The following is a 13,352-nucleotide window of genomic DNA, read 5'->3' as shown; positions in this document are numbered from 1 at the left end:
TACGTTAAGAATTAGCATTAGACTCCCCTAAGGAAAGTCGCACTTGACATTTCTTCTATTGATCTTGCTCCACTTCTAATACTTCATCATTTACAGACTGCTCGTCAGTTGAAAACCCAATCACACTGAAGCCTGTGATTAATAGAAGAAATAACACTATTAATAGTTTTCTCATATGTTATCCCTCCTAAATTTGTAAATCTACTATATATTCTATATGATAATCGCTAGAATAACTATGTAATTTCTGTGGAAAAACGCACAAAATTATGAATGGGGGCTAAAAAGTGGTAAATAACCTACAAGAGGCTGAAGTAGTCGAAATAGAGCGGATAGGTGAAGGGGCAAGAGTATGTTTAGATCTAGTTGATCATCTTTCACCAACCGAAGGGATATTGTTGGGCAATACTGGTCATGGCTACTTTTTGGTATTAGCAGAAAATCGCACAACTGATACATATCCAGCCAGACCTTTTCGGATAAACAGTGGGGCGATTCATCACTACGTTAGGAAAGAAGATGAAACGACAGCCTATTTAGCAGAACTGAAGCCGGGAGATACGCTGACGGTCTATAATGAAAAAGGTGAAGCCCGCAAAATTGCAATTGGGCGAGTGAAAATAGAGAAGCGGTCACTGGTGCGGATCGTAACAAAAGTAGGCGATACGGAAATCTCGGCGACACTGCAAGAGTCAGACAGTGTGCACGTATTAACTTCAGAACAAAAGGAAAAACAAGCAATTCTACTCCAAGAAGGTGACCGGATTTTGGTTAAGGTCGATCAACCAGGTCGGCATCTAGGTGAGAGAATAGACGAAGAGATAATCGAGTTTTAATATTGTATAAATTTTCTGAACATTTTAATTGAAGTGGTTGACAAATGAAAAAGAGCGTACTATGATAGTATCAACATTTAAAAACGTGATGGCATTGACGAAGAGAAGTAGCTTAACTTTTAGCACTAAAGAGAGCTGATGGATGGTGTGAATCAGTGTGCAAGGTAAGTGAATGGACTTCTGAGCCCCAAACCGAACGATTTTCTAGTAGGCTTTGGCGAGATACCCACTCGTTGCAAAGGGGTAGCGTTCATGAGACGTAATGAGTGAGCTGTTTTATGCAGCTAATAAAGGTGGTACCACGGGTTTCCTCGTCCTTTTTGGATGGGGAAACCCTTTTTGTTTTACTTAAAAAAGCAAATGAAAAAAGTGTCAGAATAAAACAAATCAATGAGAAGGAAGAGTACAATTTTTTCGCTGTATTACAGAGAGCCGGCGATGGTGAGAATCCGGTATACACGGAAATTGGAATGGACCTTCGAGAGTGCCCTGGAAATAACAGTATAGGGCAACGGTTAATCTCCGTTAACGGATAATGAGTGGTGGGCTATGAGATAGCCTTCAACAAAAGGTGGCACCGCGGTAACCAAACCGTCCTTATGCAGACTTATAACGTTTGTGTAAGGGCGGTTTTTTATTTTTCTAAGAAGGAGTCGAACGAAATGGTGAATTATAAAAGTACAGATGTAAATGGAGATACCATCACACCAATCTCGATATTCAATAGAATCAAGGGTAAGAAAAAATTCTTGCTGGAAAGCTCCGGCAGCCACGATGATAAAGGACGATTCTCTTTCATCGGGCTTAATCCATACAAGGAAATTATCGGATCAGCAACGGAGACGACCGTCACGAATTATACCAAAGGAACCACCGAATCGATTCAGCAAAAGCCATTAGAAGTAATCAAGACACACATTCCAAACGAGAAGCTGCCATTACCATACGCTTTTTACGGTGGAGCAATTGGATATATCGGCTATGACGCGATTAGACAATATGAATACATTGGCGAACTTTTAGAAGATGAAATTGACATGCCCGATGTCCACATGATGTTTTACCAGGATGTTATCGTATTTGACCATATGAAACAAAAGGTTACAGTGATGACGGTTGATCTAGATGGTACAAGAAGTGATGACCAGCTGGAAGCAGGCTTATATCAGCTACAGGATCAGATCCTGACACCTGAACCATTCGTGTCAGATGAAGAGTTACTTGTTAGATTCGAACCATCCCTTGGCAAAGAAACCTTCCTGCACATGGTGGAAACGGCAAAACAACACATTATGGATGGTGACATATTTCAAGTAGTCCTATCTCAGCGAATGAAAGCAAGCTTTGATGCCGATCCATTTACCTTTTATCGCAGGTTAAGAGTAGCTAACCCGTCGCCTTATATGTATTTTATCGATTTTGGCGAGTATATCGTACTTGGAGCATCACCAGAGAGTTTAATTAAAACAATTGGACGAAAGGTTGTCACAAACCCGATTGCAGGTACAAGACCAAGAGGGAAATCAGATACAGAAGATCAACAGTTGGCAACAGAACTACTAGCAGATGAAAAAGAATTAGCAGAACACAAAATGTTAGTTGATTTAAGCCGAAATGACCTTGGGCGTGTTTGTGAAGTTGGTTCGATCACGATACCAAAATATATGACGATTGAACGTTATCAACATGTTATGCACATTGTGTCTGAAGTTCATGGAGAATTAACACCAAACTATACCGGGTTGGATGCATTGATATCCACACTTCCGGCTGGAACGGTATCAGGAGCACCCAAAATCCGCGCTATGCAAATCATTAATGAACTAGAAAACAAAAAACGTGGTGTCTATGCAGGAGCTGTCGGCTATATCAATATGAGCGGTGATCTAGATTTAGCGTTAGCGATTCGCACGATGGTTATTAAGGGAAGTCATGCATATGTGCAAGCAGGTGCAGGTATTGTTTATGATTCTAATCCGCAATCGGAATACCAGGAAACATTAAATAAGGCGAAGTCGTTATTGGAGGTTAGTAAAAAATGATTCTATTAATTGATAACTATGATTCCTTTACTTATAACTTGTTTCAATATATCTCGGAACTAGGGAAGAAAGTTGAGGTTGTCCGCAATGACAAAATTACTTTAGAAGAAATCAGAACGTTAAAGCCGGAAGCAATTATTTTATCACCTGGACCCGGGACGCCCGAACAAGCTGGAATTTGTATCGATGTTGTCAAGAGTCTTTCGAATGAGTTTCCGATTTTAGGTATCTGTTTAGGGCATCAGGCCATCGGTGCTGCATATGGAGCAACCGTTACTCATGCAGGGCAGATAAAGCATGGCAAAACATCGATGATTCACCACCAAAATGATGAAATATTTGATTATTTGGAACAGCCGTTAGAAGTGATGCGGTATCACTCACTTGTAATTGAAAAAGAAACAGTCCCTGATCAGTTATTAGTCACCGCAACAGCAATGGACGACAAGGAGATTATGGCGGTAAAACATACCTATTTACCTGTTTATGGCTTACAATTCCATCCTGAATCGATTGGTACGGAAAAAGGGAAGAAAATCTTAAATAATTTCTTTAATGCAATTAGAAAGGAGAAGGTAGGATGAAAGAATTTATCAATAAAGCGATGGCAAGAGAGAACTTTACGATTGCAGAAATGGAAGCAGCTGCACGTGTTATGTTTGCGGAAGATACAAGTGATATAGCTATCGGAGGCTTTCTCACTGCACTGAAGACAAAAGGAGAGACATCAGATGAAGTAACAGGGCTGGTTAATATTATTCGCGAGAAATCTACCTTAAAGTTACCTGCTGAATTTACTAGTGCAATGGACAATTGTGGTACTGGTGGGGATGGCTCGCAAAGCTTTAACATTAGTACGACTTCTGCTTTCGTGATTGCGGGTGCTGGCATTACGGTTGCCAAACATGGTAATCGCAGTATTTCAAGCAAAACAGGAAGTGCAGATGTGTTAGAGCATCTTGGTGTGTCATTAGCTTTATCACCAGAACAAACATACGAAATTTTGAAGGATAACGGCATTGCCTTTTTGTTCGCGCCAAATGTTCATCCAGCAATGAAGCGAGTCATGAAAGCACGTAAGGAATTAGCAGTGCCGACAATCTTCAATTTGATCGGTCCATTGACGAATCCGGTTGAATTAACCACACAATTACTCGGAACATACCGTCGTGATTCGCTTGAGATATTAGCAAATGTATTACACAAATTAGGCAGAAAACGTGCCTTGGTTTTAAATGGTGCAGGCTATATGGATGAAGCTTCTTTAGCAGGTGAAAATCATTTGGTATTATTAGAACGAGGAGAAATTATGCAATTCACGTTAAATCCGGAAGAAGTAGGCTTACCTGTAATAGAAAATAAACGGATTCGAGGTGGCGATGCCAAAGATAATGCGGTGATATTACGCGAAGTATTAGAAGGGAAAAAAGGTCCGTACCGTGATACGGTATTATTGAATGCTGGTCTAGCAATATTTGCCGATGGTAAAGCAGAAACTGTTCAGCAAGGTGTGGAACTAGCACGTCAATCGATTGACTCTGGGGCAGCATTAGCAAAACTGGAAAACTTAATTAAATACAGTAATTCAGTAAAGCAAGAGGTGTAATATGACGATTTTAGAAAAAATTATAGCAGAAAAAGAAAAAGAAGTGGTAGAACTAAAAGCAAGCTATCAGCCGGGCCAGATCAAAGGAAAACGTGTCAATGTTTCCTTGTATGACACTTTTATGCAAGCAGAAAAAATGAATATAATAGCAGAAATGAAACGTGCTTCCCCATCTAAAGGGTTAATTAACGATGGTGTGGAGCCTGCTACGCAAGGACGTATCTATGAAACATGTGGAGCAGGTGCAATCTCAGTATTAACCGATACCCCTTTTTTTCAAGGAACTATCGAGGATATGCAGGAAGTAAGGGAAGTTGTCGATATTCCGGTGTTAAACAAGGATTTTATCATTGCTGAAATTCAAATAGATCGTGCTTTTGATGCCGGTGCGAATGTCATTTTATTAATTGCAGCTGCTCTCCCTGAACAAAGACTAACCGAATTATATCAATATGCAAGTGATAAAGGCTTGGAAATATTATTCGAGGTGCACAATGAAGAGGAATTAGCTGTTGCAAATAGAATCGGTGCACAGATTATCGGCATTAATAACCGCGATTTAAAAACATTTGAAGTCGATCTCGCGACAACAGAGCGACTTGCCGAGCAAATTGACACAACGAGAACACTATTAATCAGTGAAAGTGGTATGAAGGAAAGGGCTGATGTAGAACGCGTGAAGCGAGCCGGAGCTAAAGGGATTTTAGTCGGTGAAACAATGATGCGTTCTGTCAATTTAAAAGAAACGTTTGAAAGCTTAAGAGTACCGTTAGGAGAATAGAGCAATGGTTCAAGTAAAAATTTGCGGATTACAAAACAAAGAGGCAATGGAAGCTGCTATAGAAGCAGGTACAGATTTCATTGGATTGGTGTTTGCCAGGAGTAAACGGAGAGTAACAAAGGAGCAGGCAGCAACCTTAGCTAAGTTTGTTCCAGCTCATGTGAAGAAAGTCGGTGTTTTTGTCAATGAGCGCATCGAGGTAATCCGGGAAATCGCCCAAGATGTTGGTTTGGACTATGTGCAGCTACATGGGGATGAGTCACCAATCTTTTGTAAAGAAGTGGGCTTACCGGTAATAAAAGCATTCGAGATCCGAGAGGCGAGTGATTTGGCGAAGATTAGAGCCTATGATTGTGCATATTATTTGTTAGACAGTCCAGCTGGTAAATACCGTGGTGGCTCAGGTCAAACATTCGACTGGCAGCTAGCAAAGGAATATGATTTTTTAAATAAAAAGATATTACTTGCAGGTGGTTTAAACGCCGATAACATTGAAGAAGCGATCACAGAAGTGGCTCCTTTTGGTGTCGATGTCTCCAGTGGGGTAGAAACAGATGGCAAAAAGGATGTAGATAAAATAAAAGCATTTATAGATGCAGTAAAGAAAGGTGATGGAAATGGCAGAATATCAAGCTCCCAATGAAACGGGACATTTTGGGGAATATGGTGGCCGTTTTGTACCAGAAACGTTAATGCCAGCAGTATTAGAACTGGAAAAGGCATATAAAGAAGCAGTGAATGATGAGACGTTCTTAGACGAATTTGATTATTATTTAAAAGAATATGTAGGAAGAGAAACACCGCTCTATTATGCAGAACGCTTTTCCAAAAAATTAGGAGGACCGAAGATTTATTTGAAACGGGAAGATTTGAACCATACAGGTGCCCACAAAATAAATAATGCACTTGGTCAAGCACTTTTAACATTAAGAATGGGTAAGAAAAAGGTTGTAGCAGAGACAGGGGCAGGTCAACACGGTGTAGCAACCGCGACAGTCTGTGCATTGCTCGGGTTAGAGTGTGTCATTTTCATGGGAAAGGAAGATGTGCGACGTCAAAAGCTTAACGTTTTTCGGATGGAGTTATTAGGTGCCCGTGTTGAAAGTGTTGATCAAGGTAGCGGAACCTTAAAGGATGCCGTAAATGAAGCATTGCGTTATTGGGTAAGTCATGTGGAGGATACACACTATATTATTGGCTCTGTGGTAGGTCCGCATCCGTTCCCACAAATCGTTCGTGACTTTCAAAGTATGATTGGTTCTGAGACGAAAAAACAAATAAAAGAAAAGGAAAATCGTTTACCAGATGCAGTTGTTGCGTGTATCGGCGGCGGTAGTAACTCTATGGGAATGTTCTATCCGTTCGTGGAGGACGCGGAAGTGAAGCTTTATGGAGTGGAAGCAGGTGGAAAAGGTGTGGACACCGATCAGCATGCTGTTACACTGAATTATGGAAAAAAAGGGATTCTCCATGGTACCATGACTTATTTATTACAAGATGAAGACGGACAGATTCAAGAAGCACATTCGATATCAGCAGGACTTGATTATCCTGGAGTGGGACCAGAGCATAGTTATCTAAGGGATATCGGACGGGTCAATTATGTGGATATTACAGATGAGGAGGCATTGGAAGGATTACAAGAATTATCGAAAACCGAGGGTATTATACCAGCATTGGAAAGTTCTCATGCCGTGGCATATGCAATGAAACTGGCTAAAGAGATGAACGAAGAGGAAGTGATGGTGATTTGTTTATCTGGCCGTGGTGATAAAGATGTCGAAACAGTAAGAGATGCATTAGGTGGTGAACAAAATGGGTAAAGCAAAGATAGAGAAGGCATTTCAAGATGTCCTTGAACGAGGCGATAAAGCATTCGTACCGTATATTATGGCTGGTGACGGTAGTTTGGATCAACTGGATGAACAGTTAGCCTTTTTAGAAGAGGCAGGAGCAACAGTCGTTGAATTAGGGATCGCCTTTTCAGATCCGGTTGCAGATGGCCCTGTCATTCAGGAGGCAGGTTTGCGTGCATTAGCAAATGGTGTATCACTTAGTGTGGTACTGGAGAAATTATCAAAAGGAAAGAATCAGCGGAATATTCCGATTGTGCTGATGACCTATATGAACCCGATTCATGCATATGGTATGGATAACTTTGCTAAATCTTGTAGCGATGCAGGAGTTGACGGATTAATTATTCCTGATTTGCCTTTAGAAGAAGAGGGAATCATCGCTCCTGCTTTACAGGAGAATGACATTGCGCTTATTCGATTAGCAGCCATAACAAGTACAGAAGAACGTTTGACAGAAATCGGAAAGCGGACAGAAGGTTTTCTATATGCAGTCACCGTTACAGGAACTACCGGAATACGCTCGTCCTTTAAGGAAAATCTCGGTATTTACCTAGAAGCATTAAGAGAAAAAAGTGATGTACCTGTACTCGCGGGATTTGGTGTTTCAAGCCCAGAGCATGTTCACTCATTAACTGAGTATTGTGATGGCGTAGTAGTCGGAAGTAAAATCGTTGATTTATTATATAAAAATGATCGTGAAACCATACGTGAATTAATCGCATCGGCACAAGTATCAAAACGGAAGTAAAATCAAAATGGCTGTCCTAACACTGTGGACAGCCATTTTGATTTCTCCATTTCTGCAGCGGAATTTATCCTCCTGTTTTATTGCTTCTTAACAGCTTTCTCCTTTTCCTAATAAATGGACACTAGAATCAGTTATTACTGATATGGTTAAATAGGTAATTCATTCAATGAAAATATGTAAGCACAAATTCAAAAAAATAACCAATATCGTATTGCACCTGTTCACATTCACAGAGAAACAAGAGTAAATAATTACTTGGCTCCAGTTATCCACATTATTAACCAAAATGGGGGTATGTGGATAAATTTCTCTCACTAAATGAAATCTAAAAAAAAGATATGTATTCATAAAAAAGTGAATTCACACAATCTGTTTATGGTGGCATACTGTTAATAAGTTCTATTGCAATAGTTCTAAAATATGTACGAACAAGAAGTTGATTAACTGGTTACTTTTATTGGAAATTTGTAAGCGATATCATAACTTTTGTTGTCAATGAAGGAGGCGGTGGATTGAAATTGACAAGGTGATTGATCACCTGCAGATTGCTGCCGAACCGTAACCTTACACTTTTTTTGACAATCATAAATGCTTTCAACACTTTGTTTTTAGTTGCTGCAATTGATGATTAGTTCTTAAAGTATGCGTGCCAATTTGTTTACTAGCAAAGTATAAAACGAATTAGGGGGAATTAGGTGTGAAAAGCAAAGTATTATTATTCATTACCATTTGTTTGACGGTATTGTTAGCAGCTTGTAGTAATGATGAGACAAGTAGTGAACCAGAAGAAACAGAAGATGGAAAGGTCGTTTTAACTGGGCTGATCACAAAGCATCCATTAACCAAAGAGCTTGAAAACATGGAATGGTTAGCAGAAGTAGAAGAAAGAGCAGGTGTGGAGATTAAATGGGAAGAGGTTACAGCTGATTGGGACCAAAAGAAAGGTGCGATGCTGGCAGGTGGTGATATTCCTGATATTATTATTGGTCCGAACGCGATTACAGATGCTGACTTTGCGCAATTCCCTGGGTTATTTGAAAATCTTGCTCCATTAATTGAAGAGCATGGGCCAAATATTCAGGCGATGTTTGAGGAACAACCTCAAACAGAAATACTTTCCACACAAACCGATGGGGAGATCTATGGGTTGTCCAAATATCAGCAGTTCTGGCCAGAAACAGCCACAATGCAATTCATTAATAAACAATGGCTCGATAATCTGGGGTTAGATGTACCGACAAATTGGGAGGAATTGTTTGATGTATTAATGGTGTTTAAAGAAGAGGATGCCAATGGTAATGGTGATCCAAACGATGAAATACCAATGGATTTTGCGCCAGTAGGGGAAGGTGGCTTTGGATACTTCCATCCAACAGTATTACTTGGCGGCCTTGGAATGACGGTAACTGGTGGTGGTGGTCAAGGTTATTTTCTGGAAGATGGTGAAGTGAAGAACTTTTTTATCGATGAGCGATATAAAGAATTTGTAACATTTTTAAATAAATTATATGAAAACGGTTTAATAAATGATGAAGCATTTACACAGGATTATTCACAGTACCAAGCATTAGCTCGCGGTGAAGGCGATACAGCAAAAATAGGTTATACATTTGGTTGGGAAAGAACGGACAGGTTTGGTTTAGGTGTTGCAGATCAATACGTATCGTTTGATCCGATGAAGGCTTCTGCTGACTACGATGGGGAAGTAAGCTGGTCTTATGACTATAACGAACTGAATTTTGGTGTTAACTTTGTTCAAATGTCATCAATGACAAGCAATAAAGAAGCGGCAATGAAGTTTATCAATGAGCTTTATGACCCTGAAGTCAGTTTGCAAATTTTATTTGGTTCAATCGGACCTAATATTGAAAAGACTGGTGATAACTCCTACAAAATCCTTGAACCAGAAGATGAAGAAATGGATCCGGGAACATGGAAGTGGACCTCTACTTGGGCGGATAACGGACCAATGTTTATATCAGATGAATTAGATGTTGAATTACCTGTCGATATGCAGGCAGTAGATGAACAACAGGCACCGTATAATGCTGTGTTCGAATCGCTTGACCGTGAGAATGATGTATTTCCGGGAATGATGCTGAAATATTCAGAAGAGGATCATAATCAAATGACACTTGTTAACACAGACTTTATGAACATTGCGATGTCTAAGTTTGGCGAATGGATAACGACAGGTGGTATTGAAAATGAATGGGACAGCTATGTACAACAGGTTGAGCAGATAGGCTTACCGTCAAATATTGAGATTATTCAACGTTACTATGATGATTATAAAGAACAGTTAAACTAGTAAATCAGAAGGAGGGATATCGGTTGAAAGCTGATATCTCTCTAACAAAAGGAGCGTCATATCATGTCCTTTTCCCAAGGAACGAATACTGAAGCTTTGCCTAAAGTAAAAAAAGCTACTGTTTTTAATACGTTAAGAAGAGACTATCAATTATGGATTATGATTCTACCTGCAGTCATCTGTGTAATTATATTTAACTATATACCAATGTACGGTATTCAGTTAGCATTTCGGGAATATGATTTCACTGCTGGTTTGACAGGTGGGGAATGGGCGGGGTTTAAATATTTTGAACAATTCATTAATAGTCACCTTTTTTGGGATCTGATCCGTAACACATTACTAATCAGTATCACGACGATTGTTGTTGGTTTTCCGGCACCAATTGCCCTCGCATTATTAGTAAACCAAATCAGGTGGAAAAGAGGAAAACGAATATTACAAACAACTGTTTATTTGCCACATTTTATTTCTATCGTGGTTTTGGTAGGTTTATTGAATGTTATGTTATCTCCTAATACTGGGGTTATTGGCTTGCTGCTAGCAAAGCTCGGTGTGGAAGGCAATTTGTTGGCGTCTGTTTCCGCCTTTATTCCCATATATGTATTATCAGACGTGTGGCAACATGTCGGTTGGAACAGTATTATTTATCTGGCAGCCTTGTCTGCTGTTGATCCGCAGCTTTATGATGCAGCAAAAATTGATGGTGCGAATAAGTGGCAAATTATTAGAAATGTGGAAATACCAGCAATTGTTCCGACCATTATCATTTTATTAATACTTAATATGGGTGCGATTATTAGTACTGGCTTTGAAAAAATATTCTTAATGCAAAACTCTCTCAATTTACCTATATCAGAAGTAATTGAAACCTACGTTTATAAAACCGGTATTGTTTCCAATCAATTTAGCTATGCCGCCGCTATTGGTTTATTCAATACATTAATTAATTTCACGATGCTGGTTATTGTCAATACGATCGCGAAGAAAGTTGCCCGTATTAGTTTGTGGTAAGTATAGCTCCAATTAATTTGAAGGAGGAAGCGTAATGCCTTCTATCACAATGAATAGAATTAGAAATAAAAAGCCGACAGATCTACTCTTTGATGTTACCGTTGTCGCAATATGCTTGTTAATATTTTTTATTGTGGCCTATCCAATTTATTTTATTGTGATTGCATCAATTAGTGATCCCACTTATGTATCAACTGGAAGAGTACTTTTTGCTCCAAAAGGGTTTAGTTTATTTGGATACGAACAAATTTTTGCTGATTCAAGGGTTTGGATCGGTTATCGGAATACATTGTTCTATGCTATTGTCGGAACAACTGTTAGTTTACTGTTAACATTACCTGCAGCATATGTTTTGTCTCGACAAGAATTCAGAGCAAGAAGGTTCTTAATGTTTTTCTTTATTTTCACCATGTTTTTTAATGGTGGGTTAATACCAACTTATATGTTAATGAGAGATTTAAGTTTAATAGACACACCATGGGTATTTATCTTTAATCCCGTTACCGTGAATATCTTTAATTTAATTATTACGAGAACATTCTTTGAGAACAACATTCCACATGAAATGTTTGAAGCGGCAACAATGGATGGCTGTTCACATTTTAAATTTTTCTCAACGATTGTATTGCCATTGTCTAAAGCTGTTACAGCTGTCATCGGGCTCTATTATCTAGTACATCATTGGAACGACTTTTTTACAGGGTTAATCTATATCCGTGATTACAATTTACAGCCACTGCAAATTGTGTTGAGGGATATCCTGTTATCTAACCAAGTATTTGCGGAAGGTGCCGGAAGTGGGGGAACTGGCGGAGGTTATGCTCAGCGCTATGCCGATCAGGTTAAATACGGAATTATTATCGTATCCTCACTACCTGTATTAATTCTATATCCATTTATTCAGAAATACTTTGAAAAAGGTGTATTAATTGGCTCAGTTAAAGGATAAAACTAGTCTACTTACGAGATAAAGTTAATCTGTTGGCGAGATAAGTTTAGATATCTCGCCAATAAATGCCATCATATATTTCATTATAAAAATCGTTAAAATAATCAATAACATAATCTCGAAATGTACAAGCTGCCTTGGTTAGATAACGATCTTCAAGCCATGCGATTTGATAGGTTCGCTGACATACGGGTTCATCGATATGCACCAAGTCGAATGGTGGATTATTATCGTCAAAGATTGAATCACGCAGCAGCAGGGGGAGTTGGCACCTTCGCAGTACAAATGGCTCAAGCATGGGGAGCAACCGTCATCGGCCCCGCAAGTGAATACAAGCATGATTACCTGCGATCACTCGGGGTAGTCCCTGTCACTTATGGAGATGGACTTGTTAACAGAGTGCGTTCTCTCACCGGATGGAATAGATGTAGCTCTTGATACCGCGGTTCTTACGATTGCTTAAGCATATTCTATTGTTCAGGTGTTGCAAAAAAGGAATAAGCCGTCCGCATAATAATATAAGCTAGTAAACTAACACCCAAAGCAGGTATAAAACCTGGCACTAAATAATACAGGTAAATAGTCGCTGCAATTAACGCGAGCATTGCTATGGCATGTAGCGGCTTGCCAATAACCAATATAGCAGAATATTTAATATACCCAAGCACGGAAAATTGGTAATGTACATAGATCGGGAAAATGAACACAGCCACAAGCGCAATAATGGCTAACAAGATATATGTCATCACCATTAATGTAGAGTTTAATAGTGAACTGTCTAACCGACCTAAGATTTGGATGTTAAACAGTAAAATAGCAGCTGCAATTGTCAGTATATAGCCAAGGATATTAGATTGGATAAACGCTTGTTTGTAATAGTGAATAAATTCGTGAAACAGCTTGATATCATTTTCTGATTTAATATCTTGCCTAATTGTTGCGAACAAGGCTGCGGTAGCTGGAAAAATTCCTGCTACAAATAATCCTAGTATCGAAAAGATAAACCAATATAAATTTAATAGCAAGATCTTAAAAATCCACTCACCAATTGTTATATAAACAGAAATACCCTTATTCATAAAAGCGCCTCCAAAACTTTTGTATCTATTTAATAAGCATACACAAAAATAATAGATTGGTAAATTTAATAAGGGAAATATAAAAGAAAAGATAGGAATTCTAAAAATAGGATAAGAATGCTGTTTTTTA

The 13,352-nt window shown here is 39.0% G+C and carries 12 protein-coding genes, 1 pseudogene and 2 other annotated features; of the genes and pseudogenes, 12 read left to right on the top strand and 1 reads right to left on the bottom strand.

Annotated elements, in window-relative coordinates:
- The first annotated feature begins 287 nt into the window (after positions 1-287).
- From ACTNEP_RS07315 to ACTNEP_RS07260, 12 genes and pseudogenes are all read left to right on the top strand, one after another.
- Positions 288-836 (top strand): 3-dehydroquinate synthase II, encoded by a 549-nt coding sequence (locus ACTNEP_RS07315; RefSeq protein WP_441161157.1) that lies wholly within the window; start codon positions 288-290, stop codon positions 834-836.
- 85 nt (positions 837-921) lie between these two features.
- Positions 922-1,158: a binding site (T-box leader), on the top strand.
- A gap of 59 nt (positions 1,159-1,217) precedes the next feature.
- Positions 1,218-1,438 (top strand) — a binding site (T-box leader).
- 60 nt (positions 1,439-1,498) lie between these two features.
- A complete protein-coding gene (trpE, locus tag ACTNEP_RS07310; protein ID WP_441161156.1) occupies positions 1,499-2,878 on the top strand; it encodes an anthranilate synthase component I in 1,380 nt (459 codons plus the stop codon).
- Positions 2,875-3,462 (top strand): anthranilate synthase component II, encoded by a 588-nt coding sequence (locus ACTNEP_RS07305; protein WP_441161155.1) that lies wholly within the window; start codon positions 2,875-2,877, stop codon positions 3,460-3,462. Before trpE ends, ACTNEP_RS07305 begins: the two co-directional genes overlap by 4 nt.
- Positions 3,459-4,484, top strand: a complete 1,026-nt coding sequence (gene trpD / locus ACTNEP_RS07300) for an anthranilate phosphoribosyltransferase (protein WP_441161154.1) — start codon at positions 3,459-3,461, stop codon at positions 4,482-4,484. Before ACTNEP_RS07305 ends, trpD begins: the two co-directional genes overlap by 4 nt.
- Before the next feature lies 1 nt (position 4,485).
- A complete protein-coding gene (gene trpC, locus ACTNEP_RS07295) occupies positions 4,486-5,265 on the top strand; it encodes an indole-3-glycerol phosphate synthase TrpC (RefSeq protein WP_441161152.1) in 780 nt (259 codons plus the stop codon).
- A 4-nt stretch (positions 5,266-5,269) separates the two neighbouring features.
- Positions 5,270-5,908, top strand: a complete 639-nt coding sequence (locus tag ACTNEP_RS07290; RefSeq protein WP_441161151.1) for a phosphoribosylanthranilate isomerase — start codon at positions 5,270-5,272, stop codon at positions 5,906-5,908.
- Positions 5,883-7,088 carry a tryptophan synthase subunit beta gene (gene trpB / locus ACTNEP_RS07285; protein ID WP_441161150.1) on the top strand — a complete coding sequence of 402 codons (1,206 nt, stop codon included), beginning with the start codon at positions 5,883-5,885 and terminating at the stop codon, positions 7,086-7,088. Before ACTNEP_RS07290 ends, trpB begins: the two co-directional genes overlap by 26 nt.
- Positions 7,081-7,869: a tryptophan synthase subunit alpha gene (gene trpA / locus ACTNEP_RS07280; protein WP_441161148.1), complete on the top strand. Its 789-nt coding sequence runs from the start codon at positions 7,081-7,083 to the stop codon at positions 7,867-7,869. The genes trpB and trpA overlap by 8 nt, the downstream gene beginning before the upstream one ends.
- Positions 7,870-8,566: 697 nt before the next feature.
- Entirely contained in the window at positions 8,567-10,180 is a 1,614-nt protein-coding gene (locus tag ACTNEP_RS07275) for an extracellular solute-binding protein (RefSeq protein ID WP_441161147.1), read from the top strand.
- A 63-nt stretch (positions 10,181-10,243) separates the two neighbouring features.
- Complete coding sequence (locus ACTNEP_RS07270) at positions 10,244-11,194, top strand: ABC transporter permease (protein ID WP_441161146.1); 951 nt, start codon at positions 10,244-10,246, stop codon at positions 11,192-11,194.
- 34 nt (positions 11,195-11,228) lie between these two features.
- Positions 11,229-12,143 carry a carbohydrate ABC transporter permease gene (locus ACTNEP_RS07265; protein WP_441161145.1) on the top strand — a complete coding sequence of 305 codons (915 nt, stop codon included), beginning with the start codon at positions 11,229-11,231 and terminating at the stop codon, positions 12,141-12,143.
- A 240-nt stretch (positions 12,144-12,383) separates the two neighbouring features.
- A pseudogene (locus tag ACTNEP_RS07260) lies at positions 12,384-12,588 on the top strand (zinc-binding dehydrogenase); the annotation flags it as partial.
- A gap of 25 nt (positions 12,589-12,613) precedes the next feature.
- On the opposite strand, the gene ACTNEP_RS07255 reads toward ACTNEP_RS07260, so the two are convergent.
- Positions 12,614-13,222 (bottom strand): YesL family protein, encoded by a 609-nt coding sequence (locus tag ACTNEP_RS07255; RefSeq protein WP_441161144.1) that lies wholly within the window; start codon positions 13,220-13,222, stop codon positions 12,614-12,616.
- Positions 13,223-13,352 lie beyond the last annotated feature (130 nt).

The sequence above is a fragment of the Gracilibacillus sp. HCP3S3_G5_2 genome, from assembly GCF_052063305.1.
Lineage (GTDB): Bacteria > Bacillota > Bacilli > Bacillales > Amphibacillaceae > Gracilibacillus.
The sequence above is the reverse complement of the archived record's forward strand: the minus strand, read 5'-3'. Positions and strand labels throughout refer to the sequence as shown.

Excerpts from the sequence above, each read along its gene's own strand:
- trpE (WP_441161156.1), top strand. The coding sequence starts at position 1,499 with ATGGTGAATTATAAAAGTACAGATGTAAATGGAGATACCATCACACCA.
- ACTNEP_RS07305 (WP_441161155.1), top strand. The coding sequence starts at position 2,875 with ATGATTCTATTAATTGATAACTATGATTCCTTTACTTATAACTTGTTT.
- trpD (WP_441161154.1), top strand. The coding sequence starts at position 3,459 with ATGAAAGAATTTATCAATAAAGCGATGGCAAGAGAGAACTTTACGATT.
- trpC (WP_441161152.1), top strand. The coding sequence starts at position 4,486 with ATGACGATTTTAGAAAAAATTATAGCAGAAAAAGAAAAAGAAGTGGTA.
- ACTNEP_RS07290 (WP_441161151.1), top strand. The coding sequence starts at position 5,270 with ATGGTTCAAGTAAAAATTTGCGGATTACAAAACAAAGAGGCAATGGAA.
- trpB (WP_441161150.1), top strand. The coding sequence starts at position 5,883 with ATGGCAGAATATCAAGCTCCCAATGAAACGGGACATTTTGGGGAATAT.
- trpA (WP_441161148.1), top strand. The coding sequence starts at position 7,081 with ATGGGTAAAGCAAAGATAGAGAAGGCATTTCAAGATGTCCTTGAACGA.
- ACTNEP_RS07270 (WP_441161146.1), top strand. The coding sequence starts at position 10,244 with ATGTCCTTTTCCCAAGGAACGAATACTGAAGCTTTGCCTAAAGTAAAA.
- ACTNEP_RS07265 (WP_441161145.1), top strand. The coding sequence starts at position 11,229 with ATGCCTTCTATCACAATGAATAGAATTAGAAATAAAAAGCCGACAGAT.
- ACTNEP_RS07255 (WP_441161144.1), bottom strand. The coding sequence starts at position 13,222 with ATGAATAAGGGTATTTCTGTTTATATAACAATTGGTGAGTGGATTTTT.